Origin of the sequence: Alteromonas antoniana (assembly GCF_019249295.1) — a bacterium.
In the GTDB taxonomy this organism is placed as follows: Bacteria; Pseudomonadota; Gammaproteobacteria; order Enterobacterales; family Alteromonadaceae; genus Alteromonas; species Alteromonas antoniana.
Genome location: NZ_JAESDH010000003.1, coordinates 130002 through 156476 on the forward strand (window position 1 = coordinate 130002; position 26475 = coordinate 156476).

General features: G+C 42.4%; 26 protein-coding genes. 15 read left to right on the plus strand and 11 right to left on the minus strand.

Features of this window, described 5'->3' with window-relative positions:
* Positions 1 to 100: 100 nt before the first annotated feature.
* The gene (locus tag JKP77_RS03275; protein WP_218309793.1) at positions 101 to 538 is read left to right on the plus strand and encodes an RDD family protein; all 438 of its coding nucleotides are present in this window, start codon (positions 101 to 103) and stop codon (positions 536 to 538) included.
* Here the strand turns inward: JKP77_RS03275 and JKP77_RS03280 are convergent.
* From JKP77_RS03280 to JKP77_RS03290, 3 genes are read right to left on the minus strand one after another with little or no spacing between them, the layout of a single operon-like run.
* Positions 520 to 975 carry a hypothetical protein gene (locus tag JKP77_RS03280; protein WP_218309794.1) on the minus strand — a complete coding sequence of 152 codons (456 nt, stop codon included), beginning with the start codon at positions 973 to 975 and terminating at the stop codon, positions 520 to 522. The genes JKP77_RS03275 and JKP77_RS03280 overlap by 19 nt on opposite strands.
* The gene (locus tag JKP77_RS03285; protein ID WP_218309795.1) at positions 975 to 2162 is read right to left on the minus strand and encodes a hypothetical protein; all 1188 of its coding nucleotides are present in this window, start codon (positions 2160 to 2162) and stop codon (positions 975 to 977) included. The genes JKP77_RS03280 and JKP77_RS03285 overlap by 1 nt, the downstream gene beginning before the upstream one ends.
* Positions 2156 to 2557, minus strand: a complete 402-nt coding sequence (locus JKP77_RS03290) for a hypothetical protein (RefSeq protein WP_218309796.1) — start codon at positions 2555 to 2557, stop codon at positions 2156 to 2158. Before JKP77_RS03290 ends, JKP77_RS03285 begins: the two co-directional genes overlap by 7 nt.
* A gap of 154 nt (positions 2558 to 2711) precedes the next feature.
* Here JKP77_RS03290 and JKP77_RS22495 point away from each other — a divergent pair, with 154 nt between their 5' ends.
* The 7 genes from JKP77_RS22495 to JKP77_RS03325 all read left to right on the plus strand — a co-directional run bounded on the left by JKP77_RS22495 (position 2712) and on the right by JKP77_RS03325 (position 6805).
* Positions 2712 to 3227: an endonuclease domain-containing protein gene (locus JKP77_RS22495; RefSeq protein WP_218309797.1), complete on the plus strand. Its 516-nt coding sequence runs from the start codon at positions 2712 to 2714 to the stop codon at positions 3225 to 3227.
* 4 nt (positions 3228 to 3231) lie between these two features.
* Positions 3232 to 3567, plus strand: coding sequence for a hypothetical protein (locus JKP77_RS03300; protein WP_218309798.1), 336 nt, complete (start codon positions 3232 to 3234; stop codon positions 3565 to 3567).
* A gap of 48 nt (positions 3568 to 3615) precedes the next feature.
* Complete coding sequence (locus JKP77_RS03305; RefSeq protein WP_218309799.1) at positions 3616 to 4089, plus strand: hypothetical protein; 474 nt, start codon at positions 3616 to 3618, stop codon at positions 4087 to 4089.
* A 107-nt stretch (positions 4090 to 4196) separates the two neighbouring features.
* Positions 4197 to 4997, plus strand: coding sequence for a prepilin peptidase (locus JKP77_RS03310; RefSeq protein WP_218309800.1), 801 nt, complete (start codon positions 4197 to 4199; stop codon positions 4995 to 4997).
* A 116-nt stretch (positions 4998 to 5113) separates the two neighbouring features.
* A complete protein-coding gene (locus tag JKP77_RS22500; protein WP_218309801.1) occupies positions 5114 to 5788 on the plus strand; it encodes an N-6 DNA methylase in 675 nt (224 codons plus the stop codon).
* Positions 5785 to 6309, plus strand: coding sequence for an N-6 DNA methylase (locus tag JKP77_RS22505; RefSeq protein ID WP_420840035.1), 525 nt, complete (start codon positions 5785 to 5787; stop codon positions 6307 to 6309). Before JKP77_RS22500 ends, JKP77_RS22505 begins: the two co-directional genes overlap by 4 nt.
* The gene (locus JKP77_RS03325) at positions 6287 to 6805 is read left to right on the plus strand and encodes a hypothetical protein (RefSeq protein ID WP_218309803.1); all 519 of its coding nucleotides are present in this window, start codon (positions 6287 to 6289) and stop codon (positions 6803 to 6805) included. Before JKP77_RS22505 ends, JKP77_RS03325 begins: the two co-directional genes overlap by 23 nt.
* Here JKP77_RS03325 and JKP77_RS03330 read toward each other — a convergent pair.
* From JKP77_RS03330 to JKP77_RS03340, 3 genes are all read right to left on the minus strand, one after another.
* A complete protein-coding gene (locus JKP77_RS03330; protein WP_218309804.1) occupies positions 6798 to 7235 on the minus strand; it encodes a hypothetical protein in 438 nt (145 codons plus the stop codon). The genes JKP77_RS03325 and JKP77_RS03330 overlap by 8 nt on opposite strands.
* Positions 7236 to 7549: 314 nt before the next feature.
* Complete coding sequence (locus JKP77_RS03335) at positions 7550 to 8458, minus strand: LysR family transcriptional regulator (protein WP_218309805.1); 909 nt, start codon at positions 8456 to 8458, stop codon at positions 7550 to 7552.
* A 2-nt stretch (positions 8459 to 8460) separates the two neighbouring features.
* Complete coding sequence (locus tag JKP77_RS03340) at positions 8461 to 9324, minus strand: hypothetical protein (RefSeq protein ID WP_218309806.1); 864 nt, start codon at positions 9322 to 9324, stop codon at positions 8461 to 8463.
* 100 nt (positions 9325 to 9424) lie between these two features.
* Here JKP77_RS03340 and JKP77_RS03345 point away from each other — a divergent pair, with 100 nt between their 5' ends.
* The 4 genes from JKP77_RS03345 to topA are packed head-to-tail and all read left to right on the plus strand — an operon-like array spanning position 9425 to position 13090.
* On the plus strand, positions 9425 to 9706 hold the full coding sequence (locus JKP77_RS03345) for a hypothetical protein (RefSeq protein ID WP_218309807.1): 282 nt from the start codon (positions 9425 to 9427) through the stop codon (positions 9704 to 9706).
* The gene (locus JKP77_RS03350; RefSeq protein ID WP_218309808.1) at positions 9696 to 10355 is read left to right on the plus strand and encodes a hypothetical protein; all 660 of its coding nucleotides are present in this window, start codon (positions 9696 to 9698) and stop codon (positions 10353 to 10355) included. Before JKP77_RS03345 ends, JKP77_RS03350 begins: the two co-directional genes overlap by 11 nt.
* A 10-nt stretch (positions 10356 to 10365) precedes the next feature.
* Positions 10366 to 10692: a 2Fe-2S iron-sulfur cluster binding domain-containing protein gene (locus JKP77_RS03355; protein ID WP_218309809.1), complete on the plus strand. Its 327-nt coding sequence runs from the start codon at positions 10366 to 10368 to the stop codon at positions 10690 to 10692.
* 10 nt (positions 10693 to 10702) lie between these two features.
* Positions 10703 to 13090: a type I DNA topoisomerase gene (gene topA / locus JKP77_RS03360; protein ID WP_218309810.1), complete on the plus strand. Its 2388-nt coding sequence runs from the start codon at positions 10703 to 10705 to the stop codon at positions 13088 to 13090.
* A 21-nt stretch (positions 13091 to 13111) separates the two neighbouring features.
* On the opposite strand, the gene JKP77_RS03365 is transcribed toward topA, so the two are convergent.
* From JKP77_RS03365 to JKP77_RS03375, 3 genes are all read right to left on the minus strand, one after another.
* Positions 13112 to 14653, minus strand: a complete 1542-nt coding sequence (locus tag JKP77_RS03365) for a replication initiation protein (protein WP_218309811.1) — start codon at positions 14651 to 14653, stop codon at positions 13112 to 13114.
* A gap of 1180 nt (positions 14654 to 15833) precedes the next feature.
* Positions 15834 to 16730, minus strand: coding sequence for a recombination-associated protein RdgC (locus JKP77_RS03370; protein WP_218309812.1), 897 nt, complete (start codon positions 16728 to 16730; stop codon positions 15834 to 15836).
* Positions 16731 to 16741: 11 nt separating this feature from the next.
* A complete protein-coding gene (locus JKP77_RS03375; protein WP_218309813.1) occupies positions 16742 to 18877 on the minus strand; it encodes an ATP-dependent DNA helicase in 2136 nt (711 codons plus the stop codon).
* Between the two features lie 76 nt (positions 18878 to 18953).
* Between JKP77_RS03375 and JKP77_RS03380 the strand changes: the two genes are divergently transcribed.
* Positions 18954 to 19487, plus strand: coding sequence for a hypothetical protein (locus JKP77_RS03380; protein ID WP_218309814.1), 534 nt, complete (start codon positions 18954 to 18956; stop codon positions 19485 to 19487).
* Between the two features lie 626 nt (positions 19488 to 20113).
* On the opposite strand, the gene JKP77_RS03385 is transcribed toward JKP77_RS03380, so the two are convergent.
* The gene (locus tag JKP77_RS03385; RefSeq protein ID WP_218309815.1) at positions 20114 to 21202 is read right to left on the minus strand and encodes a replication initiation protein; all 1089 of its coding nucleotides are present in this window, start codon (positions 21200 to 21202) and stop codon (positions 20114 to 20116) included.
* Positions 21203 to 22199: 997 nt separating this feature from the next.
* Here JKP77_RS03385 and JKP77_RS03390 point away from each other — a divergent pair.
* Both JKP77_RS03390 and JKP77_RS03395 read left to right on the plus strand, forming a co-directional pair.
* Positions 22200 to 23426 carry an AAA family ATPase gene (locus JKP77_RS03390; protein WP_218309816.1) on the plus strand — a complete coding sequence of 409 codons (1227 nt, stop codon included), beginning with the start codon at positions 22200 to 22202 and terminating at the stop codon, positions 23424 to 23426.
* A 3-nt stretch (positions 23427 to 23429) separates the two neighbouring features.
* A complete protein-coding gene (locus JKP77_RS03395) occupies positions 23430 to 24401 on the plus strand; it encodes a hypothetical protein (RefSeq protein ID WP_218309817.1) in 972 nt (323 codons plus the stop codon).
* 870 nt (positions 24402 to 25271) lie between these two features.
* Here the strand turns inward: JKP77_RS03395 and JKP77_RS03400 are convergent.
* Positions 25272 to 26417 carry a toprim domain-containing protein gene (locus JKP77_RS03400; protein ID WP_218309818.1) on the minus strand — a complete coding sequence of 382 codons (1146 nt, stop codon included), beginning with the start codon at positions 26415 to 26417 and terminating at the stop codon, positions 25272 to 25274.
* Positions 26418 to 26475: the final 58 nt, after the last annotated feature.

Sequence of the window (26475 nt, forward strand, 5' to 3'; positions counted from 1 at the left end):
ACTGATGGATATATTCATCGCGGTTTATCCTGGTCTTGATGTAATTGAATTTGATCACTGGTGGTACCAGGGGCAACTACCTACGAATTGAGGACTCATCGTGAAAAACGTAAATATCATTTATGCCAGTTTTTGGGAACGTACAGCTGCACACTTCATTGACTTGGTTTTCATGTTTTTAATTTTCTTTCCATCCATGATGTTTTTTGGTGAACCTAAGTCAGGTGTGGAGCAACTGCAGCGAGATGTGATTCTGCAGATTCTGGTGCCGCTGGTGCTTACAATATGGTTCTGGCGGAGATATAGTGCGACTCCGGGGAAAATGCTATTGCGTCTGGAAGTGTTGAGTGATGATAAGCACCTCCCGCTTACAATCAAATCAAGCCTTATAAGATACTTCGGCTATACCGCATCCATGCTTACATTGGGAGTAGGTTTGATTTGGGCGTTGTTTGACGCTAAGAATCGAATGCTGCACGACATTATCTCAAAGAGTGTGGTCATCAAAAAAGCGAAGAGTCAAGAGTCCTCAGTGTAATAATGCTTGAGGGCTCCATCCCCTTTAAACACCATCATGTTGTTATCAAATTCGACGGGCCGGCCCACATCGTAGAAGAGACCTTCACCATCTAGCAGCTCGATATACATCACTGAGCCCTCGAAATGATACTTCCCCAAAGCTTCCCAAACCACATTTCCCATATCAACAACTTTTCTTACTCGATTTTCTGGTAGAAAAGTATAGGTAACGACCACTTGGCGACCATTCGACGTCGACACGCCGGCAAATGACTTAAGCGGTACGTTAGGTTCTGGCAGCGATTTAAATTCACTCACTGTCTTTGCATGCATCAAAGAGATATTGTCGTTTCCAATATCTTTAAGAAGCAATATGCACGTTGCTGAGGCTAACAGCATGTAGAGGTAAACACGGTTGTTTAAGCTCTGGAGATATCTTAATGGTTTTTTTAACATTACGGCGTCACCAATGACTCTCTGTAGGATGGCATTATACCTGTTTCCTGCAGAGTTCTGTATAGCGCCTGGGTATCGACGTTGTCGATTTCATCCGCGATACTGGAGGAGCACGTCAATTGCCCTGGCAGCACCGGAAGCTCAATGAGACTTAGGTGTTCCTCAGAGAGGTGCGGGGCCTGGGATGAAACAAAATGTCTCCTCAAGTAAGCTTCGGCGTTCAGGCCTGAGGCATCTAGCGCATAAGGGCCAATTTGCAAATAAGCGTGCTCTATTAGGCCACTTTTTTCATTTTTGATTGCTTTTACCTTTGGTTGAGAAGTTAGGGTATCAAGCCCTTCATCACTACTGACTGCCTTCCACTCTTCCAACGCAACCAGTGCGAATGCCAGGCACCCACCAGCTCCCCAGTCTCCTTCTGGTAGGTGTTCATAAGCTACGTCAAGATCGAACGCATATTTAAGATCTTCATAGAAATGCAGATATTCATCCAGATAAAGCGCATCAAATACGAACTTCGGATCAAGGTAAACAAGATTATCCAGCTCTTTCTGGTTACAGTATTCGAACAGTAATTCAGATACTGTATAGGCAGATAATTGTTCACACATGCAAGACTCGAGTTCTGAGCTCATCTGGTCAAACAGCACCAAATGTTCTTGGCCATCACAAATCTTCACACCTACATTTTCACTGTGTATATCCATCGCAATGCAACCTGTAAGTGACAAACTGTCATAACTAGACAAGAGGTCTTCAATGACAAAAATATCCTCTGCAGATAGTCGCTTTCCGGTCAGCTGCTCATATTGAGATACAAGGTCTGGCACATCCTCCCTTCCGGTTATATTAATTACAGACAGAATTCTCTCAGCAATGGACACTTTTGAGTGGTCTGTATCAACGAGCTCTTGAATAATTGCAAAAGTTGGCCCCTCTTCCTCGACCAGCATGACAGCGTCAATCCCCACCCTGCTGTCGCTGTATCCGTGCTGCATTTGCCGAAGGGCGTATACCACTTCACTGATAGAACTCGTAACCTTTACAGCTTTTCCTTCTGCGAAAAAACACTCACCATAAGAACCTTCACCAATGGAATCTACATCACTTGATGAATTTTGTACGTTAGTAAGTATTCCTTGTTGTGTAGCTGCAGCAACGGCTATGTCTCGATAAGAAGTCAGCATGGCCGGCCACCACCGACGCTTTTAAGCTTTAAAAGACAATTATCCACCTCGCGTCTGAATTCTGTAGTTCTTGAGGCCAGTGCAATTTCAACTTCACGTGCCACTCCGGCGGGTGTTCGATCGTGCTCATTGCCATATTTATCGATGTAGTACCCACAGACCGTCGCCGAGTAGAGGATCCGGGCAAAGTACTGAGGCGTTTTTGTATGCTGATTAATAAAGCGCAGAGTTCGTCGCTCTAAAGAATCATCACGCTGTAACTTGGACCACTCATCGAACTCAGCTGTATTAGCCAGGTTGAGCTCAGTAAAGCTAACCGCGGGTAATAGCGGGTTGGTCAAAGAGGGAAAATAATTATCAACAAAGGTCTCTATCGGGTCGATCTCGGAAATCATACTGCCTCCAATTTATGCACAAGCTATAACAACTATACATTATAACCTGACTAGGGTATATTTGCGCATTGTTATGATTGCACGTACAAACTATAATCCTATTAGTTTACGATTTGATAGCCTAGATTCGCTCGCCTCCTCTATGGGTAAATCTGTGAAAGAGGTCGAGAAGCGCGTTCGCGGTGGTACAGGTAGCGCGACGACCTGCCTTCAGGGCCAATCGAGACTTAAGTCCTTTGAAAAAGAGGTACCTGAATATTCTTCGCTTCCATCGAAAGAACCGCAGGTATTGCTATATCAAGCTTTAGTTAAAAGATTTGGGACTTACTGGAACGGTGGCGATGTAGCATATGAGATAACTAACGTTTTACCTTCAAGGAAGTATGAAGGTGATATTGTTTTTCCAAATTATCGCGTGATAGTTGAAATGGATGGTTATCGTCATCACGGACTTTCAAAATCCGGCTTCAAGCGGGATAGACAGAAATGGTTGATGTTTCTAGAGCATGGCTGGGTGATAATACCCATCAGCAACGAACAAGTTAGAAACGAGTTAGAAAACGTAGTCGCTTCAATAAGCAACTGCTTAAGCCATAGAGAGTACAAATTTCTGAGATTGGTATTGAAGAAGCGCGTTGTAGGCTGCCAACCAGATATTAAAGTGGAGTAGTCCAATGGATGAAAGAAGAAAGGCAATATTGAGAAAGGCCAACTTGCGGCACTCTGAAAAAAGAAAGCAGGAACAAGCGAGACTGCCAGAGATGCATGTCAGTCACGCGAAAAAAGCTGAGATTGATAGACTAAAAGATAATTTTAAAATCTCCAACAAAGAGGCAACATTGTTAGGCTTGGAGCTCGTTTTTAGATGTGCAGAGGCTGGAATAGACATTTCGAAATACCTCCATAAGCACGTCTACGGTGATCCGCGGGAAGTCACTGAAAGTAAATTTACCGAAAAGTCAAAAGAGCTTATTGAAGCTATCAAAAATATTGAATCAAAAGGCACATAATTTGCAGCCTAAAATTAGCGTCAAAAAGCCATCACGACAGAGGATATAATGATAAGCGGTAAAAACAATGGTCCCTTTACAAAAGCTGGTGTCATCAACACTTTGAAAGTCGCTGTTACAGCGCATATCGACACAGTTTTCGGGAATGACTATTTAGGAGCCAGAAAAGCGTATGCTCTTCTCTCCTTGTGCTCAGAATGTATCCGAGACGCACAAGATATTGAGGACGTGCAAAAAGCTTATAAAATTTATCGTTACGCCTTAAATACTCAAGGGTTGTCAACAGTGCTGAGGCGAAACCCAACAGTATCTGCTGCCTTTCAGAAGGCACAATATCACTGGGATACCAGAGACATGGTGACAATCAGTGGCTTACTTCACGAAAAACATGTCAACGAGTTCAATAATCACATTAAAACTATTGCTTCCCGACTCAGCCAGGCTATTTCGCAAATTGACTCATTGGAGCAGTACGTGTTGCAGAATAGAGTCGAATTTGAAGCTGCCGCCAAAGCCGCTTAGAGCTGACAAAATTTAACTAGCCCGGTACATCCGGGCTTTTTTATTGTCTAACCACAACCATTCATTTAGTATACCCTTTGTGCATAATAGGCGTAGAGGAAATACATTTGTTCATTTCACTTTTACTTACAATACTGGTTTCTTTCGTAGTAGGCAGGGTACTTCAACACATTGCCTGGTACTTGCCGAAGAATATGGTATACGAGGACCATCTTGCGGTTGCTGAGTTCTTGGAACAGCCCGTTTCTCCAGATGCGTCACAAGTAAAATTCTGGTCTCTTCAGCACAACGGAATGGCCAGCCCTCTTTTCTCCTTTTTCGGACACGACCATAAGAAGAAGCGAAGTAGCTTTCTGTCGCAGTTTGGATACGATGCCGCATTCATATTCTCAGCTATAGAAGTCCTTCGTGTTTTTGGAAACACATATGCAGGCATAGCGGCATTAGTTATCTCGTTCGCGCTCATCACGCTGTCAAAGGTCGACTTCGAGTCAATGCTACTACCGAATACTGTAGTCATTCCTCTGATGGGATTTGGCCTCTATTTGTCGGTTGACGGAGTTTTTATTGAGTCTGATACCGCAGTTATTGGATTGGTCACAAGTTTCGCTGCGTTAACGCTCTTCGCTTGGGTGATGGAGAAAATTCTAAAGCAGGAGCAAATCGGTGGAGGAGACTTAAAATTAATTCCAGCAATTTTTACGTTCATCCCAATTAGTCTTGCAGCCAGCTTTGCTATAATTTCCTGTGCGTTGTTTCTGTTTATGGTTGCTATGAAAAACGCATGGGGTAAAGCGTCTGGCAAACAAACTCATAACTTAAACTCTCCCTTCCCCTTCGGCCCAAGCCTCTGCATTGCAGGATGGATAATGCTTCTCTACGGAGACATTTTACAAAAGATAATGTAGCAGTTATCTCAGGATGATAGTCGAAATGAAGCCGATCAGAGCCAGCACCATGTAAATAAAACATTGACAAAGATTGTACGCACAATTACTGTATATAAAAACAGTAGAGGTGTACTATGAAATCTTTAGTTAAGCATTTAGAAGACGGTTTTTACGCAGTAGGAAGCGGAACTCCGTTAAGCGTTTTGATCGACCACTTTATCCAATTCCTTGCCGGCGAGAGCATTCCTGGTTATGCAGATGTTGATGGCAAAGCCAAAGAGTGGGCTGACGAGGGAGTTCAGCTTCTCATTGATGCATATCGAAACTCCCCTCCGTTTACTGACGTAGTCTCTGATCTTCTGATGCAATTTGCCGGAAAAGGCCAAAAGTCTGCACTAGGCCAATATCATACGCCACCTTCTGTTGCTGATTTACTATCTGCACTCTCTTCAACGGGGCCAGATCATGGCTTGCTGTCAAAGTTACATGATGCAAAAGATAGCAACACGCTTATCAGTATATTGGATCCAGCTGGTGGCTCTGGTCAGCTGGTCTTATCCACTTGCCGAATGGTTTTAAATGATGATCCAGAGCTAATCAAAAACCTTTTTGTGTGCAGTTGTGACCTGGATATACTCAGCACCAAGCTACAGATAGCAAATTTTAGTGCTGCAGAGTGCATTCATGGCCAGACGCTGGGCAGATTGGAAATTTACAGAGGAGATAGCTTGAGGCCAAGTTCCTTAGAGTGTGTTTGTGCAGGCGGATACTACTATGCGAAAGAAGCTAAAGAAGAGTTGGTAGCATGATTTTAGGTGCAGAAGTATCTCTATCCGAGGAGCGATTTGATTTGGTAATATCAAACCCACCATTCGGTAAATCGAGTACCAGCGGAGTATCAAACTCCCCATACGCTTTTAAACTGATAGAATCTGAGAACGGTATAGAGCCAAGTCAGCGCTTAGTCTCAAAGCAGTGCCTGTCTGCCTTATTTCTTGGTTTGATACTGGATAAAGCTAAGGACAATGGAACAGTAACGGCCCTACTGCCAAGCTCAATAACATCGAATGCCAGCTTCAAAAGCCTCAGACAGCATCTTATGCAGGAGAACTACGTCCAAGCAAGCATTTCCCTTCCCTCTCATACGTTCTATCATACTGGTACGTCAGTGAGCACATCTGTGTTGTCTATTGAGAAGTCGGGACAGCAGGATGATGTCTTTATGGCGGTAATCGAATCTATTGGCTGGGATACCCGCGGCCGACAAGTTCAGAAAAATGACATCCCATTAGTGTTGGAAGCGTTTCGTGAATTTAGTATTTCAAGATAAACAAATTGAAGAGCTGGTCTCGACAACTCTTTTTGAGAAGACAGTGCCACCAGCGATTGGCTTAAGCACGAAGCTACAAGCTCTCTTAATTGCAACAAATACAAGCGAACTTCGGTATGCTTTTAAGGCAATCGACATTATGAAGGTAGTCAAAAGTGCCGGAAGGTTTGGCGAAGACCCGAATGACCCAATGACAAAATTGCTTTTAGAGGACGTATACCTGGATATACAGAAGATCGTAACATCCAAGGAATATACCGCGATGCCCGTAATAGGTGAAGCTAGTTTCCAACACTGGTGTGAGTGGTATATTGAAGCCTCCAGTAGCTACCTTTTGGCTTTAGGAATGAACAAGCGGCCCAGGAAAGCAGACATAGCAGAGCTGCTTGGAGTTTCCAGCAGTAGAATCTCAGAATGGAAGTCGACTATACCGCTATATATTCAGCGCTCTATGGAGCACTTGGCGTGTAGAAAAATTTGGGAAATTGTTAGTTGAAACTGACGTCTGATGCAGGCCACACCATCACGTTGATTATGTCACCTGGTACTTTATCCAACGCTTCAGGTTCTATGAACCCTAATACAGCTGAAGGCTCGAGAGAGCTAACATCGACTTCAGAATGGATATTGAAGTAGAACGTATCATCAGTTGTCATAATGCCCACTTTGTAAGCACTTTCGACTGTGACCTTATGAGATATTTCGCACATGATGTTGATGACATCATCTGCATCGACATTTGTTAGGGCTAACAGTTCAAGTTGAGATACTTGAGTAAGATCACTTCGGGATTCCACATCAAAGAAGTGATTACCATAAGAGGTCATCGCGCATATCGTATACTTTTCGCTTACCGACTGTATGTGCGTCGAATCTGCTACTCTTGAGTGAAAATTTACGCTTTCCTGGCGAAGTGCTAACGTCATGCTGTACCTACTGCAAATAAAACAAAATACGAATGATGATGTGGGGCTTACTATAAATTTTATTTTGCTTTCAGACAAGTCTGGGTCCTCAACCTGAGGCCAGAGAGTGACTATTTACTTCAGAAAAAGTGCATATTGTATACACGCAATGCATAATAAGTAGCAAGCACTAACCTCAAAACCACCTATTCTTAAGCGATCTTATTTTTAATGAAAAAAGTTCAAAAAAATTTATAGTAACGCGTGAATTGTAGGAGAGTACAAGATTGAGCAAACTGATATTTATGCTAGCGCAAGGAGAGTGGCCAGTATGTTTAAGCTATAGCCTTTTCGGCGCCTAACTTCGACACAATAGAGTGAGCGAGGATTGTACTGTGCTGGCTTACATAACCGAAAGTAAAATTATCACGTTGAACTGCGCCTTCAGAATTCATAGAAATCTCACGAAGTGGCACTCCATATCGACTCAGATCAGCGACCTGGCTTTCAGTTAATAATGCGCTCGTGCCAGATTTCATCAATTCTGAGACAACCTGGGGCATGCTATCCACTATCGTGGGGGAGACTTCAAAGACTTCTACAGCGCCAAGCAAGGAAAAGTTATCATCGGTAGTTATTAAGCGTCCGTGACATGCAGTATTTAAATTTAGATCAACAGTGTAGGCTGAGACAGTTTCGTACAAAGAAGCCAGTGGCACAAGATCGTCATTTAGAGAAAGACAAACATCTCTGTCCAAATTTGGCAGAATCGCCAAGGATGTCTCCTGACTGTTGAAGGATTCAACCAAGTCTATTGTTTTAAAGACTCTGCACTCTACAGTCTGAATATCTAACAGCTTTTCACTAACCGCATTCACCGCGGACATTATGTCAGTGATTGCTTTAGGAGGCAGCAGGCTACTTATTCCAACAACGTGGCTTTCACCCTGTACAAGTATATCTTTAGCAGTGAGTGCGTTCCTGAGACTATCAGAGAAGTATTTGTCGGCGTAAATATAGAGTCTTTTGCCCGCGTCTGTGAGCTTAATTTTTCTATGGCCACCGCGGTCGATAAGTTTTGTATTGAGCTTATTTTCTATCTTTTTCATCGCAGCAGAGATCGCTGGTTGAGTCACATCAAGAAAATTTGCAGCTCCAGTAAGGCGCCCTGTTTTTACGATAGCCCAGAAACTCTCTAAAGACTTTTCATCGTATATACCGGTGATTTTTTCCGTTCTAAACATATCTACAGCACCCGGGATGGGTTCGCATCTATAATGCGAAGCTCATTTCCATATTCGTAAAATGATTCAATTAGAAATTTGGAGTATTCCATTGTCGTTGTAATAAAAGGCCTGTTCATAAATACAACAGTAGTAAGGCCTAAGCTAAATCGCTTACGTAATACTATACCTAAACTAGCTTGTAATGGCGAAGAGAAATGACCGTTTGGGTGGCGTAAAATCAGACAATCAGCTTTTTTTTGCCTCTGAATTTTCTGATAATCAAATTCTCCAAATGGTTTGTTCTCACAGCCTGGAGCGCCCGGATCAAGAATTTCTTCCATTTCACAATTGAGGATACTGGCATGCTGTTCGAACGTTTTCCAACGCTCACCGAATGCATCACTTATATCTCCATAAAGTCGAGATAAGGTATTAATAACAATACAGCCTGGATTTCCAAATTGTACTTTCTTGTTGTTTGCATGCCCATCACAAAATTTGTGAATCTCGTTTAATGAGTGAGAGATAAAGCCGTAATTCTTATGCAAACTTTTAAAGCTGGACTTCGCTTTATAGCGGCTTACAACACTCGATGCGCTTTTGTTCGGCACCTGTAAGCGTTGTCTTTTGAAGCCCGATTCATTCGCCTGGGATTTTAACTTCCCCAGCACTTCTGTGCCAGTAGACATAGGTCTAGAAGCAAATGCCTTAGAGAACACTTTATCTAAAGACACGCCCATAGATAAAAGTTTTTCAGCCTTCGCAGGGTCGATATCGTAGTGCTTCAAAGCTGCATTTAAGCCCGAATACCGAGTACCAGCAATATACAAAGACCCGTCTGTATTAATCAGTACCCTTTGTTCAGATCTATTATTGCTACTCAAAAAAATGCCTCCGGCTTTATTACCTCAACATAGCACATAGCTGACAATCTAAGAAATTTGCCATATACTGCACATTATATATTAATTAGGCTTAATTACTATGATTCAAGATGCCTTTAAAAAGTTAACGAAAGCATCGAGCGCTCTAACCAAGGTGAATACTTCTGAGCTTGCTGAGAGTGAGGTTCATGCACTTCAAAATATTGTGTGCGCTTTGAACTATCACACCTCAGTAATCAGCCATGTTTCGCAAATGACAATCACCGGCAGCGCTTGCCATATGCCTCAGTTCAACCAGCCCGTCAAAGAAGCAATTAGGTTCTCCGACGAGGTGCTCAAAACGCTATCTGAAAAAACAAAGGGGTCGAAAAATGAAGTCTGAACTACTGGAGTTAGCAAGCAAAGCTAACCTTTCTGTCACACGTTCAATGCAGTGGCTCCCCAAAAGCGCCTCCTTAGATAATGTACGTGCCGGTTTAGTATACGCTGGTGTTTTCGCTGCCAGTGCAGCTGCATTTACAGCCCACCAGCCAATCATCGACTTAGTTCAAGATTATTTCTCCGGCATGCCAATTGAAGATATGAAGCAAACCTTTCCTGAGTATCTAAACTCGGTCGTCTCCATGAAAAAGCCGGCAGATGCAATTACAGGGACTGCAATAGCGACCCTTACTGGAACTGCAATCGGTTATTACGGGATGGACCTTATGAACAGTGTCAACCACCTTACAAATAAGTTCCTGCCAGGGCTTAAAGCAAAGCGCCTAAACGCTTGCGTAAATCATGTTGTGAAAGCTTATGGTGAAATGACCGAAATGTCAGAAGAGTCAATCGGAGAACTCATTTCTTCTACATCACTGCACCGGTACATTTATGGGCTTGATGATGCTAAGGACGTAGCGAATATCATAGGAGCCGCCACTAGCAAATTGGAACAACAAGAACACCTCTCCCGTGTCGACAAAGATATGACCTTCAGAACCGTCGAGCAGGACGATAGCTTCAGCCATTCGCAGATGAACATGAAGTAAGGGGTAGGCTATGAATGATGAACTTGTGGAAGTAGAAATTGATGTAATTAGCGAGGCCAAGTTGACGCATCTTCTGAGAAACGTTGGTATTCAGATGCCGGTTCAGTGCTGTGAAGGGTTCTGTGGTACCTGCGTAGTTAAAGCAGACCCAAGCCAATTTACAGAAATCCACGACCAATTAGGCTGCCTAAATCCAGACCAAGAAATTCTTGCGTGCTCAGTAAAACCAAAATCAGGAATATCTCGAGTGGTTATAGAGCTACCCGGATATTTAGTCCAAGCATATGAAAAAAGTCTTGAGGCTAAAAATGAAGCCCTGACAGCGATGCATCCATAAGAGAGAGAAAGTGACGGTATTAGTAATTGTAGAAAGCCCGGGAAAAACCAAAACAATCGCAAAAATCTTGGGCTCTGGTCATGTAGTGCAGGCAAGCGTTGGGCACATAAGAGATCTCCCGGCCAAAAGCATGGGTGTAGATACCTCTACTTGGGCCCCAACATACGAAGCAACGAATCAAAAGTCCATCAATAATCTGAAGTACCATGCAAAGTCGGCATCTAATGTTGTTCTGGCTACGGACAACGATAGAGAGGGCGAAGCTATTGCCTGGCACATTGCAAAGGTTCTTGGGTTGAATCCGGAACAGTGTGACAGGATCTCATTTACGGAAATCACCTCCAAAGCCATCAACGAAGCAATGCGCAACAAAGGCCGAATAAATATGCGCATGGTTGCAGCGCAGGAAGCACGAAGAGTTGTAGACCGCGTGCTTGGATACACAATTAGCCCGGCGCTCAGTGATCATTTATCAATGTATACCTCTCTCAGTGCAGGCAGAGTGCAAAGTGTCGCATTAAAAATTGTTGCTCTGAGAGAGATTGCAATAAGGGAATTCGTTATTACTGACCATTATGTGCTGGCTTGTGGTCTGCAAAAAGATGGTGTCAAATTTGATGCGGTGTGGGATTTTAAAAAGCACTTCAAAGGAACCCCTATACCTGCAGATATAAACGGGGGCCGGGACGACTATTGGACCAATAAACAGGAGCTTGATGCACTCGCGTCCCAAATAAAGCAATCACCAAAGGTTAAAGTTGTGGATGTGGAAGAGAAGCCATCTAAGAGCAAGCCACCTCCGCCGTTCATTACATCTACGTTTCAAATGGCGTGCTCGTCAAAATATAAGATCCCACCAGCTAAAGCCATGCAATACGCTCAATCGCTATATGAGAAAGGCTTTATAACTTACATGCGAACTGACACCCCTAATCTTTCAGATGATGCGATTTCTGATGTGAGGGCCTATCTTTCGAGGTGGTGCTTGGCAAAAGGAGTAGATGAAAAAGATTACATCCCGTCGAGTCCAAATAAGTGGAAGTCAAAGGAAGATGCTCAGGAGGCTCATGAGGCCATAAGGCCAACAAACTTGCGCAATATGGGTGAAGAGATAAGTGACGCCTTAGAAAAGAAAATTTATCTATTGATTTTTCAAAGAACTGTCGCCAGCCAAATGGCCAATGCCGTATTCGACACCACGAGGGCAGAACTACAAACAGCTGCGACTTGCGATGGACGCCCCATGGTGCTGACCGCTAGAGGCAAAGTACTAAAGAAGCCTGGTTGGAAGGCTTTCCTCGCAAAAGACGATGCTGATACAGAGGAGGATAACAGCAAAGAGCAGACGGAGGCTCGACTTCCGGCACTGGATCTGGGCACTGTCCTTTCTTGTGACACAGTGAGAACGGATGAGAAGAAAACAGCCCCTCCATCCCGGTTTACTTCCGCATCATTGGTAAAGGCATTGGAGAGTGAAGGCATTGGGCGCCCTTCCACATATGCATCAATTATGTCGACAATTATTCAACGGCAATATGTTGAGGTAATCGACAAAAAAACCGACAAACTCCAAGTCACAGAGAAAGGGCTCGCTGTTTTCAACGTGCTCGATCCGGCATTTACTTTTATGGACATCAGTTACACGAAAACGACCGAGTTACAGTTGGATGATATTCAGGCTGGAAAACTCAGATACAGAGACTTCTTACAACGCTTCTACAGTGGGTTTAGCAAAGAAGCGAATAGATTTCATGAGGTAGGTGATCAGCGCAGCTCCGCACCAGTCTGCCCCACCTGTGAAACTCGCAAGCTTCGCAAGGTCAAAAACAAAAAAAGGCCTGGCCACACTTGGTTGTGTAAAGGATACTTTGACAAAGAGTGTAATGGCGCCTTTCCAGATGCTAACGGTCAGCCAGACCTAAACTATAAACCCCCTACATCTACAAATCATGCCTGCCCAAAATGTAACAAAGGGCTCACTCGGTACTACAACGATGGTTCTTTTGCGTTCTCGTGCAAAGCTTGCAAAGTTAAGATCCCTGGTGATGAATCAACTCCCGACTATGACGCCTTTAGGAAACACGAAAGAGAACTTGAATCAGCACTAAGCTGTCCAGAGTGCTCTTCTGGAAAGATAGTCAAGCGCAGCAGCAAGAGAGGTTACTTTTACTCGTGCAACCAATTCCCAGACTGCAGTGTGACAATGAAGCCTGATAGCAAGGGGGCCGCGGACATCGAAGGCTATAAATCAGCCAAAGCTGAATTAGAAAAAGCTCCTACTTGTAAAAAGTGTAAAAAAGGCAAAATGATAGAGAGAAAAAGCTCTCGAGGAAATTTCCTCGGATGTAACCGCTACCCGAAATGCAAAAACAGAGATGACGTCAAAGAACCTGCCTGAAAAAGCCCCGCGAGGGGCTTTTTAATCTTTCTCTGATTCCGCGAATAGCGCAAACTTGAATTGGTTGGTTGTGAACAGGTCGCAGTTTAATTCGAGGTATAAGTGAAAAGGATAAGACTCCATCCCTACGGCACAAAGCGATTGCAACGACTGGGCATAGCTTCCTTCCTGATATCGCTTAAACTTATCAGGAAAATTCGCTTCCAAAAAGTCGATAAAATCCGACCGTACATGGGCAAACGCACTTTCTGAGATCGTATTTAAAAACTCAGTCACAATACTCGTCTTGAGTCGGTCATAAAGCCTACTTAGCTCCCGACCATGCTTCTCATGTTTAGGATCGAAGTCACTAATACGCTCTGACAAGTAATTGACAAGAAGCGAATCGACAGAAAACCAAAACTCTTTTTGACCACGAATAACTTGTTTCCGAAACAGACCTCCAAACTGATTAATATCGGTCTCTTTATACTTGGCCAGCTCTCGAAGCCCACGCCCTTTTCGGATACACCAACCAAGATAACGAAGATTAAGCGTCCCGTCTTCATCGCGGCACTCGTTTAGCACCCCTTCAATTTGGTTGCTGGCCACGCCGAGAGACCGTAGTTCCATTTTAAAACTAGTGATCTTTATTTCATTATGAATGGATTCGTTTTTAGTAATGGAGAGAGCCTTCTCTCTGAACGTAAACCTAAAGTGGGTTGTTGTTTTACGCCCTGCCCTGCCATTGGTCTCTTTTTGCTTCTTCAACCAGGCATCTAGTGTAGGTCCCTGGCAGTCCTGCTCGACCTCGACATGCAGAGGAAGCTCCTGATTGTTATTTATATCATTCAGCGCTACGTCAATTATCTTGTTCTTTAGCTTTGCTGGATTCTCATAGGTTTGGAAGCTCAACGTTCCAGTTAAACGCCTAATGTCTTCAACCGAGTACCAGTCCGTTTTCGTTTCTCCCTGCTGCCAAAAAATCTCACAAGTTTCATAGATGCTGGGAGTATTCCTTGAAGAGTAGAGTCGCCAGTCAACTCTTCCCTGGAATGATGTTTCCGGATTCACAATTTTGTGAACCATTTTGGGAGGCATTGATATTCTAAAGCGACCGTTCACCCGCTCTACAGAGCCAATAAACTTAGTAAAGCCTTTCCACTCTTCTCTTTGCGCTTTACTACGAGCAATACCCAAAGCATCGAACCCGATGGTTTCGTTAGATATCTCTTCAAATAGCGCAAGAACCTGAGTGTAAGAATGGTATTTTTTTCTGTCCTTGTAGCCCATTGCTGCCATTATCTGATCTTCAGGTACGTCGAACACTGTGTTTGTATTCTCGATGTACTCTTCGGTCAGTGAATTAACCAGGTCATCGGAATTTTCAATACTTGGGTTACGCAGGAAGAACTGCTCACGGACCACATGGGCAATGGTGTTTACTGCTCTCTGCTTCCTCAAACTCAACTCGCTTAAGCCGTAGGTCCCAGCCAAAGCAACGTTCTTAGTATAGGCTTCTGCTTGTAATAAAGTCATTTGATGTGGTGTGTCATTTTTATTGTTTGAGTCATCTTCTTTCATTTCGAAGCATCCTTGGACCGTCATCGAAAATGATTGCCTGAGAGCAATGTAAGAGAAAAACCGGTTAATGACACTATCTGCAAAGCTAAAATCACCAAGTTGATCGCAATTTTTCTAGAATCCCAGATTTGATCGGGGAATTTAGCTTTCAGCGCGATCTATTTGGGTACTTTAGGTCAAGTTTTGACTATCACTCGTGTGCCATACCTAAAATGACAGTTTTTATCGGAAAAAACGAGAATAACCAGGCCCGGGCCGATAGGAACTGTCATTTTAGGTCACTAATTCGTCAAGGCTAATGCTCTGTGCATAACCAGCTATTCAGAACACATTGGATTTACAGGAAAGAGTTAAACAGCATACTCTCGAACATAGCCCTTAATACGCCATAAATGGGCTCAGAGAGCCAAAATGACAGATATGATCGAGTTACGTCGGCAAGACATGGCTTATTAGTAAACGTGAGCCAGAATGACAGCTTTGATCGAACAGAGTCGATGAAAACTGTCATTTTAGCTCTTTACCTTACCCAGTTTGTTTATTTGTCAGGCAAGGCTTACAGGGTTGAAGATTCATGGACCTAAAAACCCCAAATAGATCGGATTACTTCAGATGAATTCGATCATCTTTGGTATTTTAGCTAAATAACTCACTGGTCAGGCTGAAAGCAAGGCAACAACCGTTATAAACTCGGTTAGTACCGATCCATTTGGGTATTTTAGCTAACTCATAAGACAATAATCTGCGGACAAGTGATGCCTGGTATCCAAAATATCCGTTTTGATCGCTCTATAGCCCCCAATGTGCTTGAGAAAAAGCCTCCCGTTAGTCAAAAGCTACAAACTGATCGGGTTTACTGTGGATGTAATGCGTGTAACTTGTTGATATGCTGTGAATTATAGATTTTTCGCCGATGCAGCTCTCGATCAATTCGGTGATTCTAACTTACAAGTATAGTCATCATAGGCCGATCATTACGGGGATTTAAGATAGCGGTTGAGATCGGATGTGGGGGGATAGACGATCAAAGCGGTGATACAAGCATTGAGTCATTAAACTGAATCCCTTTAACCGTAAGGGCTGTAGCCCAATTAAGGGGGGAGAACTCCTTCCCCCTTAGATCTTATAATTTAGTTCTTATTTCTTTATTTTCTTATTATTAATAAGAGAACAACAAAAACTATCGAGAAAATTCTCTTTCAATGAAATTCAAGAATGACCGGCACGACTCGGTATTGAGAGTAAGTGAAGCATCAAGAGAGGCATGGATACCTGTATCGCTTTGATGGAAACGGCTCTGCTGAATGTCAGTATACTTCAGTGATTTAACTTTTCCATCACTACAGAATGTAAAACTAAATAGGTCTTCAAACTGGAGTAGAATTTCTTTAATAACTTTGCCAGCTTCCTTGGATGCCACAACTTCATCAGCGTCCATTGTTTGCCTGGTAAATGAGGCTTCAGAGGCATCTTCACCTAACGAGTGAAGCTTACCCTTATCGAGGATATCAATCTCGTCTGGTGTTGATTTAGGGTCAAAACACCAACTTGTCAGCTCCGAAGCTATGCTGTGTTTAAAAAATGGAGTTACAGGGACGCTGCCAATGGCTTTTCTGAGAAGAGCCAAACATGTCTCTGCCTTTTTATCTGCACTAGCATCTATGACTATGCATTGAGTTTTTTTGTCATACATCATTAGCACTGATGATGGAGTAGCAGGAGTTAACGATGCTAGATAGCGAATAATTTCTGACTTCAGCTCGCTGTGCATTTTCTTGCTAACGGGTTCTCCGTTATTTCTTGCTTCGACGTCTTTAATTTTTTCATCCAGCTTATACTTTATTAATGCTGGTGGAATCTTCTTAGTGAAAGTCTGGATCCGAAAATAGTACGCCCCTTCTAATAGGTAACAGTATTCTTTCTCTTCATTTGCTACAGATGGAAATACCGGCGCAAAACCAATATTTTCTAAGCTATGCTTGGGAGGCTCCGCGCTCCTGAAGTTTTCCAAATGTGTCTCAATCTGATCGAGGTTGAGTGGTGATGAAAGCTTGTAAATCGAATAGTTTCTAAACATACTACATTCCGTTATAAGGTTGATTGATTTGCTTGGCGTGGTGAGAAAAGTTGACTCACTTCTGCTTCGATATGTTCTTGTAAAAGTGTCATCCTGTTGCGCTCTGTTTTATTTGCGCACATCTCCAATGCTCCATCTTCGGCTACGACGATCACAGTTCGCTTACCCCGTGAAACAGCAGAATTGATGAGATTTCTAGATAGAATCTTGCTGGTTTTATTTGTGACTATTGTCAAAGCATAGGGATACTCTTGACCCTGAGCGTTGTGAATTGAAATGCAGTACCCGGGAATCATGTTCTTTGCTTCCTGCATGCTCAAACTAACAATACGGTTTCTGATTGAGACTTGAACGAAGTCTTCCTCTCCTCCGCTAAACTTCACAATCATCCCCACATCACCGTTAAAAACTTTCTTTAAGGGCATATTCTTTTTGATGAGTACTTTACTTCCCTGATGGTGCCTGTAGGTCTTTTCTCCGACTTGAATTTCGACCGGCGATACATCGGGAAACAATACCTTTCGACAAAACTCGTTTATGGCATCGATCCCAACTTCCCCAGCGTATTCTGGGGCCATTATCTGAACCTGAGACATGCCGGCTCGTTTTGCTGTAATGAGAATTTTCTCAACTGCCTGAAATACCCATGACTGAAGGGTTTCTAACGATGGGGTAATATGTATTTTGATATCATTCGATTTCAATTCGTAATCGATTTTTCCTGAACAGAGAGCATGGCAAAATTTGATTATCCCTCCCTCAACAAACCTCCGAGTGGTCTCCATCCTTACAGAAGGTATGCATTCAAATAAGTCTCTTATTACAGCCCCCTCACCTATTGATGCGAGTTGATCAATGTCGCCAAGCAACACAAGATTTGCTGTATTCGGAACGGCTTTGAGAAGACTGTAAAATAAGAACGTGTCGGTCATCGACACTTCATCCACTATGACCCAGTCGGCATCTAGTGGATTGTTTTCATCATGCAAGAATTTTTTGGTACCAGGATTGTATGCTAAAGCTGAGTGTATAGTTTGTGCTTCTTCGTTACACATCTCTTCCAAGCGCATCGCACTCGTTCCGGTTGGCCCAATGAGCAAAACATTTGCTTGGGTAAACTCTTTAACCGCTTTTACCAGGACGTCGATAAAAAAAGTCTTTCCGGTACCTGGCAACCCAGTAATTAAGCAGATCGGATTTTCTGAGATATGAAATGCTTTGTGCTGACAAGATGTGGCCTCCTTACCCTCAGCGTTAACAACATGCTCAATGTTGTCGGAAGTAATGCAGTATGAAGAGGGAGTAGCTGAAAGCGCTTTTATCCGCCGAGCGATTCCTAATTCTGTATCACGATACATTCGAGACTGTAGTAAATCGGATTCATCACGGCTATGAATCGAAAAATCAGGTGTGTCCGGCAGGTTATCAAAACCAGTCAGTTTTGATAGCTTCGGGAGAATTGCATCAACAGGTGCGCAGGTCGACTTTTCTGATTTACAATACGACTCCACGAGACTTATTATGGCGGCGACTTGCCGTTCTTCAGTATGAGTGGGACCCGCTAATACTGATGCCACTTTGAAGTCTATGATTCTCTCAATGCACATACGATACGGTGCATCCAAGATTTCTTTTATTCTTCCAACTGGGAGAGACACGAAAGAGTCTTCTAACGTCTGAAACTGCACTCCTTTAACGCCAGACATCTTATTGACAGCAACTGTCCAGTAAGAATGTCTAACCAGGGCATCTAGGTGACCTTTTGCTATGGGAGGAGAGTAAAGCTCCTTTATTACCTTTGAAACGTTGCTATAGGCTTCGGCGCTCCATTTATCAAGGTGCCTAATTGGCTCCAGCATTTGCGCTTTTTTTGTGTAAGGGGTTGTAAGAAGGTCAACATAATCTTTTGGAGAAGCTGATGGAGCCAGACTTATCAACGTAAAATGAAACTGCTGACCATATTTTGGGTGTTTTCTGAATGCCCCATGAAATCTGATAGGGGTCTCCCTCAGGTTGACGTAGATGCCTGTTAATGGGCCCACATTGCCATTAACTACTACTTTCTCTCCGCTCAATGTAATAACCGACGCGCAGTAATAATCTTTGCTGGTGTATATTACCCTGTCGATTTGTGCGTCGATTATCATCTCAGACATCTTGATTGGAGTTTAAAATTAAAGCTGATATTATACACACAAGATATCTAATATGCATAGTGTGGTTATGAACATTAAACGTTTGATAGTTTTAAGTACTTCTTTATCTTTGGGCCTTTTTGGCTGTTCTAGCTTGGAAAATTTATCGGGGGCTGAGCAGCTTGCACTGTCTCAATTTGATGATCGGCCAGTACTGAGGATTTCCAATTACAACAGCATTAATGGCAATCGCTATATAAAAGTCGTAGAGGTAAATGGTGAAGAATTCGGGAGTAAGTCAGGTTACCTCCCCCTTGATTTTGGCAGGAACTACATCAAAGTAGAATGTGGGCGAAACAACAGTAGCGTAGAGGAAGGTGCACGGCTGCGATACTCAGAAATCCACCACTTCTATGCTGAGCCAAAAACCTCCTACAATGTAGAGTATTTCTCTCGTGCCTTTGATATGCCAGATGATGTTTCAGATATGAGGTACTGTAGTACCGAAGATTGTCCAACCGAAACTGGGAGTGACTCATCAGGGGCAATTTGTAACGTATTTTTCACTAATGAGATGGGCGCTATAAAGACGTATGTATTTGGTCAGAAACGGATTTTCTAAATAGCTTCTTTCCAAGAAAAACACTTCAATCTCCCGGGGAGCCCCCGGGATTATTTCATCTTGAAAAGAACTGCCATATCGAACGCAAAATACCGGTGCTCTTCTTCGGTATAGCGTGGCGAGCACCGACCTTCACGTTGTAAGGATTCTGTCTTGAAGCACGCGTCTGCTTTGTTGAATCTGCGCCCTTTCTGTAGAATTCAACGTAGTCTTTCCACAAGGATATCTGTTTTACAGAGACGTTTGAGTTAAGAGCCTCCATGCGGGTCCTTATCCGATAACCTCACTTACTATCTTATGAAGGAACTGCGAGAAAGTAGTTTTCGACACCATCTCTCTAAGCTCTAGCCTGAGCTATCGAAAAAGCCCGCGACCTGTATATTCACTAGACCGAGAAAGAAGGTTGCGGGAGATTGTTTGAGAATGAGAAACACCTGGTCTACCGGTATAAGATGGGCCAGTGTTTACAGGAGTGTTGCCTGTTCCGGTTGTAGCCCTGTGAGAATTGCGCCTTAAGTTTTCATCCATATCTGAATAAACTATCCATGAAAAATAACCTCGGACTTTATCTGTAATTGAGGAAGTTTGAAACCTACTAACCTTGCCTTGCATATGAGGAGTTATGGTTAAGCCAAATCACTTTCGAAAATACTAAAATCGTAACTTCTTTCAATTTCGTTGACATCCTTCATTTTTTTCAAAGTTTCTTCTTTTTGAATAATTTCTTCGTCTATCATCGATGCAAAGTCATTTTTTTCATGTATTTCAAAGCAGGCTTTTAGTTCGTAAAGCTCCTCCAAAGAAAGCTCCCGGTTACTCCTTCTCGCCATCATTAACTCTCTTGCCCGGTTGTAAGCCTCGTCTTTAGTATATTCATATGCTCGACTATCCGAGAGGGATTCCGGCTGACTCCATTTATATAGAAACTTGATGCGGTCAACCTTGGAGCCTTTTTTCAACAACTGGTATCCGAGGTTGCCATCCTGTCCATTTATCAGAGTAAGACGTTTATTCAGGACTGAATTATTAGAGAGAATTTCTATTGCTGGCTTTACTACCCGGTTCATGAACTGGCTGTTTTGCGTGTAGGATTTTTTCAGGACATTACCATGCTCATCATAGACCCCAAACATCGTTTTTAAACTTTCCAGTTTCAATGGATGCAAGCCACTATCATTCTTAAATCGGCTAAGGATTCGTAACAGGCGCATTGCATGACGATTCTTTCTAACACTGACGAATCCCCCCTGCTCTATCTCAGCAAATCCCCTGGAGGAGAGAAACAACTGATCATATAATGCCTGCGATGGCTGTAACAAAAGACCACTTGAATCATATACGCATTTAGTGAACAGATTAGCGTGCTCGAATTTGGAACCATTTGAGTCAGTTTCATACTTGGATCGCGTCTTCATCAAGTTCTTACACGCATCATTTAGGAGTGCATAAAGATTCTTTGAGTCGGTATTGAAGATATCCACAAGAATATCTGGCTCGAATAAATAGGCATTTACCTGACCCACTGGATTATCTTCAGATTGGACATTTATGACGTTCTCTCGTGAACAAAGTAGCGAAAGGATGATCTCTTCAGCTGAAGTAAAATCTTGTGAACTGAATATGAATTCATGAGATTGTTTAAATGTCGACTTCATTGACTTCTGCGAGACAACGATGGTCCTCTGATTATCCGCTGCCGCTGTATTGTTTAACACTACTAGTCCCTCCGTATGAGCGGCCTAGTCTACTATAAAAAATTTTTTTTATAAAAGATCCCCCTTCTTTGACAAAAAGTTCCATAATGGAATTTTTAGGAATACATAATATATACGATATGCATAATCAAGGGTTGATTCAATAAAGAGCAGCAAAAACAACAACTTAAGCTGTTCGATTAATGATCCAACCCCAAAGTGGACTTGCACATGCTGGATCCTTGTACAAGTGGAAAAATCCTAGATAAAGCAGAAGCGGTCGATTAATAGCTTTAGTACTGAGGTAAATAAAAGCTATATAAAACAAATATATAACACTTCCCCGGTCTTAATTTGTGAAAATACTTAGGTGTTGAAGAGGTGCAAAGAAAAAATCGTTAATAACCAGTAAACAATTGAATAAACGAGAAATAACTTTGTTTTTTTGTTTTTTTAACCCAGAATCAAGCATGATTTTTCTTAGATATATCATGTGAATTACCTAAGAAATGTCACGAGATTGGTGAGAGAACCCCTCAATCCCAGTTAAAACGTGGCTTCAAAGAAATTACAGTATACTCTTATGTGTGAAAAATCTTAGTTACTCCTCAATTGAACTAGGTTCCTTCACACATTAACTAATTTTATTCACGCAAGACCTAAGTAAAAGATCGTTTTGCCTAAGTTTAAGATCCAAACGCCTAAGAAAATGATCCGATATTCGAAGATTGATCACCGCAGATCTAACTTTGTTAACAGTGAAAGAAACTAGATGCCGCGTAAATAAAGGCTTTACCCGCATTTTGTTGGCTTTGCATAAGATCTATATAAGATCGATAAGTCCAAGATACATAACAATACTTACTCTATAAATCCTTACTATACGCGATGTGGATATGTGCATAACTAAAGTTATACACATTCCCACAACGGATTCATTTTACATAAATAAGTGAAAATACTGTTGAGAGTGTAAAATTACACTGGTAAAGTAAAATGAAACTTATAGGAGGTAGAGATGATATTAAATGCGCTAGAGAAGGTAAAAGCTGCAGTCACTAAAACTTTGCGTGATAGAGTTCAGGCTGTATTAGATGCATCTGTAAAAAATGACGTAAATGTCGTGAATGAGAATTTGGCTTTAGCTAAGTCAGAATTGGCAGCTGCTCTTGGGGTGAGCCGTCCAACACTTAATGCAGCTATGGATGAACTGACAGCTTCAGGTGAGCTTGAAGGGATTATTCAAAAAGGCAATCGATATCTGCTTGATCTTGAGCATTGCCATTTAATCGCTGACCATATGAAGATTAAGAGCTGGAATGACTCTGTAGGCTCTAAACATATTATAGTAGATGTGAATATGAAAGGTGGTACAGGTAAATCTACTGTATCAGTGAATATGGCTGCTGGCCTATCTTATGGTATGACAGAAAGAAAACGATGCCTTCTGATCGATCTAGACCCTCAAGGCTCTGACCGTAATTTTTCACAGCCGGACATGGAGAAAAGCAAGGATATCTTGACCGCTGTTGATCTCATGCTTGCCGACTACGAGAAAGACGAAGACTATAATGATTATCACAAATACGTTGAGCGGGTTGGTCATAAAGCCCTTGTGAAGATGTCTTGTCAACCGACTCAGTATCCAAATATGGATATACTTGCCAGTTTTCCGTTGGACGACCGCTTCAATCAGTTTGTATTTGAACACTTTAAAGACGATTACATGTCTGCAATGTCATTGTTGAAGGAACGGGTGATTGACCAGGTTATTGATGATTATGACCTAATATTTATTGATTGCCCTCCGAGCATGGGGCCAATTGTATGGTCGGCGTTAGAAGCTGCTACTGGGATAATTGTACCAGTGACGCCGAAGAATCTTGATTGGATGGCTACAGTCACATTTTTTCAGCAATTGCCAAAGCGTTTGGCACAATTACCATCAAAAGGTAAGAACTTACAATGGTTTAAAATACTCCTCAATAACGTCGATCAGGAGCATTCACGAGACTCAGTCATGGTTTCTGAGATTCAAAATGCTGTGGGTGCTGAGAATATGTTTCTACGCGTGATCGATCGTAGTACAGCGTTCGAAGTAGCATCGCAAAACTTCAGAACTGTTATTGATATTAGGCCCAAAGACGATCTGGTTAACCCCAAGCAGTTGAGTAATGCAAAAGATTGCATTAACAATGTTTGTCGTGAACTGGTCTCAATCTTGAAGTCTCATCCGGGAGTTTAAGCTATGGTATACGATAGAAAAAAAGCTCGTGGCTTGAGTGAACTGCTTGAAGACAAGGTAGATGAGTCTGCAGTCGGCCAGAACTTCACACTCCCCTCCCCTATCGATGGAAGGGATCTTAACTACAAGTGTGAAGTGATTCCTGGCAGGGAACTAACCGGCAAAATACATGACTATGACTTCAATTACCGTTCGTACAAGATGCTGACGGAATTCTCTGTAAGGGATATTTTGCCGTCCATCAAAGAGTCTGGTAAAAACTCCCATGCGGCCATAGGTGTTCGTAGAGACGATAAGATTCTTATAATTATGGGTCTTCGTCGCGCTAAAGCCGTTGAGGTGGCTGATGCCGATTTAGTCATATTTATTTTTGATGATCTGACCGACGATGAGATGACACAGCTGGCTCAGACATCTGACATATACATGACGCCTTCTTTCTGCGACATAGCTTTTAAAATTTGCCGTTTTCAGAATAGTTTAGCAGTAGAGAAAAAGCTTTCTCACAGGGAACTGGCAAAGAAATTCAAGGTTTCGCTGGGTACGGTCACTGAGGGACTTAAACTTCAAGATTATGATGATGGATTTTTCAAGCTCTTCCCATCTTTAGACTGCATAAAGCAAAAGTTTATGCGTGACATTCAAAGGTTAGGCGGTCCAAATGTAATCGATCAAAGCGTCATATCTGAAGCTCAGATACTGATACATGAAGCTGTTCCTGAATTTTCCACCGATAGTAAGGAGTTGCAGAGACAAATAGCGGTCGTTGAAGACATCATTAAAGGTGTGCTAATAAACGATAATGATGCGAATGTCACTTCGTATACTGGGCCTTTCCAAGAAGGAAAGCTTGGCGACGGAGGAAAAGTTGGCTCCGTAAAGATCACCAAGTCAGGACCTGTTATTACAATTAAGGATAGGTATTTAGACGAAGCTAAGCGACATAAGCTCCTGGAGTTCCTCAATACCCTCTGATTGAAATTCATATAAGGGGCGCTCAAAGCCCCTTTTCTCTCCCCACCAGAGCTCTCGAACCCTGTTCAACCGTTGAACACTTGTTTATCAGCTATCTTTAGCACGGCCAATCTTCATCATACTACCGTTTCTACTTCTCAAAACATTCAAGTATCGATGTTCAACCGTTGAACGTTCGCTTGCTTAAACTTATTAATATATGGTGAGAAGCTCGTGTTAATTCTTGCCCCCTTGGCTTTGCTGACAATATGCCACCCGATGGCGGTGTTCAACCGTTGAACGCTCGCTTTCACAAACCTACTATTATTAGCTTTGAAACGCGTGTTATTGCTAATCAAATTCGCTTGACTGTCTATATCCTCGCGTCAGTGGTGTTCAACCGTTGAACGCTTAATGTGTACTACTCTTTCCTATTTTATTTGCATACAAGATTTTAAGCGGTTTGCATAACTTCGAAATAAACCGCTTTATTTTGCAATGTTCAAATGTCTAAGTTTGCTTAGATCTCCCTTTTTAATCTGACTCTCCCGTTTATTTAGGTCTGATGGAATGTAAATAGAAAAACTAATGCTCATGTGCACTGTTCAACGGTTGAACACGTGAGTGCAACGTTTTTTTATGACTTCACTTGAGGACTCCAACAGAGTTTGTAATTACCGCTTTATATCGCCCATTCCCTATTAAAGTATTAAGATCGTTCATAACAGGGCAGATTTTGTTAGGGACTATTATATGCATTAGTTTGCATGGCTGAGATTAGCGAGAAAACCCGATGGATTTTCTCTATAGAAGGTTGCTCTGATGGGGGGAGGGCTCAGTTGTCGATGTTGGTCTCAAATCGCAATAAAGGGGCGTTCAACAGTTGAACGCCTAAGGATGTATCCCAAACGAATCAAGCGCTTCGGCCTCTACAAGGTCATCTACTGAATTTTTTGAGGCGCTTCGAAGTGCATGGCTTGCTACAAAATCCTTAGCGCTTAAAGCCGATTCCATAATAGAGTAAAAGGCAGATTGCCCTTTGTTCCTTAGAAATTCATCTGGATCCATATTATCAGGCAAAGCTATGTAACTAACTCTATTATTCTCGATCACAGAGTTGTGACTTTTAATAAAGTCGAGAGTTGAATTGACTCCCGCTTTATCTCCATCCTTGCAAATAATTACCTCGTCATATGAGCGCAGGATATGTCTGACTTGGCCTGGGTTCAGAGCAGTGCCAAGGCCGGCAAAATAGTCAAATCTATCCGCTCGCTGGGTACCAGAGATCACATCCATGTATCCTTCAACTACAACAGCAACTTCTTTCTTTGTTTTTTCTACAGTAGGGGAGGGGACTGTGTAGAGGCTATTTCTCTTTTGGAAAATTAACGAATTAGATGAGTTGATGTATTTGGCCCTGTCACCTTCCAGTTGTCTTCCACCAAATGCACAGATTTGGCCATACTTATTCTTAATCGGGAACATAAGTCTATTCGAGAATAAACTAAAATAGCCTTTGTCTCTCTTAGACTTGGTAATTAGACCGAGGTTCTCCAATAGCTCAGCATCAAAATCACGAACTAAATTGTCAATAAACTGCTTAGAGCCGGGAAAAAAACCAATCCCTGCGTGTTCAACGATATCACTGCGCAACTCTCTGCTCTTGAAAACATAGTCCCTGGCGTTAGCCGCCCATTTATTGTCTTTTTGTAAGTGTTCGCGAAGTAATTCATTAACGCTTTGATTTATCTTGTAAAGTTTTAATTTGTCTTTCAGATCTGGGAGCACTTCCGTCGGTATCTTCGTTTTCTGCATGCGACTTATGAGAGCTACGGATTCGCTTAAAGATAGGTTGTCACGCTGCGCTAAATACATTGCCCCATCGAATTTCACACCGCATGCACTGCAGCAATAGTGGTTATCTTGAATTGTTGCAGAACCGGCATCTACGTGAAAGTCACAGTCAAATGATTCTTGATGAGACTGTGGTCCTACTAATGAGCGGATATCAAAGTTGGAAAAATTTATGTTCGACATGATTTTCATTATTGAATCAAAAGGTATACACAAAGCATAACATAGTGATAAGATTGCG

Bases quoted from the DNA above. Each gene is read 5' to 3' on its own strand.
- JKP77_RS03280 (WP_218309794.1), bottom strand. From the start codon at position 975: ATGTTAAAAAAACCATTAAGATATCTCCAGAGCTTAAACAACCGTGTT.
- JKP77_RS03285 (WP_218309795.1), bottom strand. From the start codon at position 2,162: ATGCTGACTTCTTATCGAGACATAGCCGTTGCTGCAGCTACACAACAA.
- JKP77_RS03290 (WP_218309796.1), bottom strand. From the start codon at position 2,557: ATGATTTCCGAGATCGACCCGATAGAGACCTTTGTTGATAATTATTTT.
- JKP77_RS03300 (WP_218309798.1), top strand. From the start codon at position 3,232: ATGGATGAAAGAAGAAAGGCAATATTGAGAAAGGCCAACTTGCGGCAC.
- JKP77_RS03305 (WP_218309799.1), top strand. From the start codon at position 3,616: ATGATAAGCGGTAAAAACAATGGTCCCTTTACAAAAGCTGGTGTCATC.
- JKP77_RS22500 (WP_218309801.1), top strand. From the start codon at position 5,114: ATGAAATCTTTAGTTAAGCATTTAGAAGACGGTTTTTACGCAGTAGGA.
- JKP77_RS22505 (WP_420840035.1), top strand. From the start codon at position 5,785: ATGATTTTAGGTGCAGAAGTATCTCTATCCGAGGAGCGATTTGATTTG.
- JKP77_RS03330 (WP_218309804.1), bottom strand. From the start codon at position 7,235: ATGACGTTAGCACTTCGCCAGGAAAGCGTAAATTTTCACTCAAGAGTA.
- JKP77_RS03335 (WP_218309805.1), bottom strand. From the start codon at position 8,458: ATGTTTAGAACGGAAAAAATCACCGGTATATACGATGAAAAGTCTTTA.
- JKP77_RS03345 (WP_218309807.1), top strand. From the start codon at position 9,425: ATGATTCAAGATGCCTTTAAAAAGTTAACGAAAGCATCGAGCGCTCTA.
- JKP77_RS03350 (WP_218309808.1), top strand. From the start codon at position 9,696: ATGAAGTCTGAACTACTGGAGTTAGCAAGCAAAGCTAACCTTTCTGTC.
- JKP77_RS03355 (WP_218309809.1), top strand. From the start codon at position 10,366: ATGAATGATGAACTTGTGGAAGTAGAAATTGATGTAATTAGCGAGGCC.
- JKP77_RS03365 (WP_218309811.1), bottom strand. From the start codon at position 14,653: ATGAAAGAAGATGACTCAAACAATAAAAATGACACACCACATCAAATG.
- JKP77_RS03370 (WP_218309812.1), bottom strand. From the start codon at position 16,730: ATGTTTAGAAACTATTCGATTTACAAGCTTTCATCACCACTCAACCTC.
- JKP77_RS03375 (WP_218309813.1), bottom strand. From the start codon at position 18,877: ATGATAATCGACGCACAAATCGACAGGGTAATATACACCAGCAAAGAT.
- JKP77_RS03380 (WP_218309814.1), top strand. From the start codon at position 18,954: ATGAACATTAAACGTTTGATAGTTTTAAGTACTTCTTTATCTTTGGGC.
- JKP77_RS03390 (WP_218309816.1), top strand. From the start codon at position 22,200: ATGATATTAAATGCGCTAGAGAAGGTAAAAGCTGCAGTCACTAAAACT.
- JKP77_RS03395 (WP_218309817.1), top strand. From the start codon at position 23,430: ATGGTATACGATAGAAAAAAAGCTCGTGGCTTGAGTGAACTGCTTGAA.
- JKP77_RS03400 (WP_218309818.1), bottom strand. From the start codon at position 26,417: ATGTCGAACATAAATTTTTCCAACTTTGATATCCGCTCATTAGTAGGA.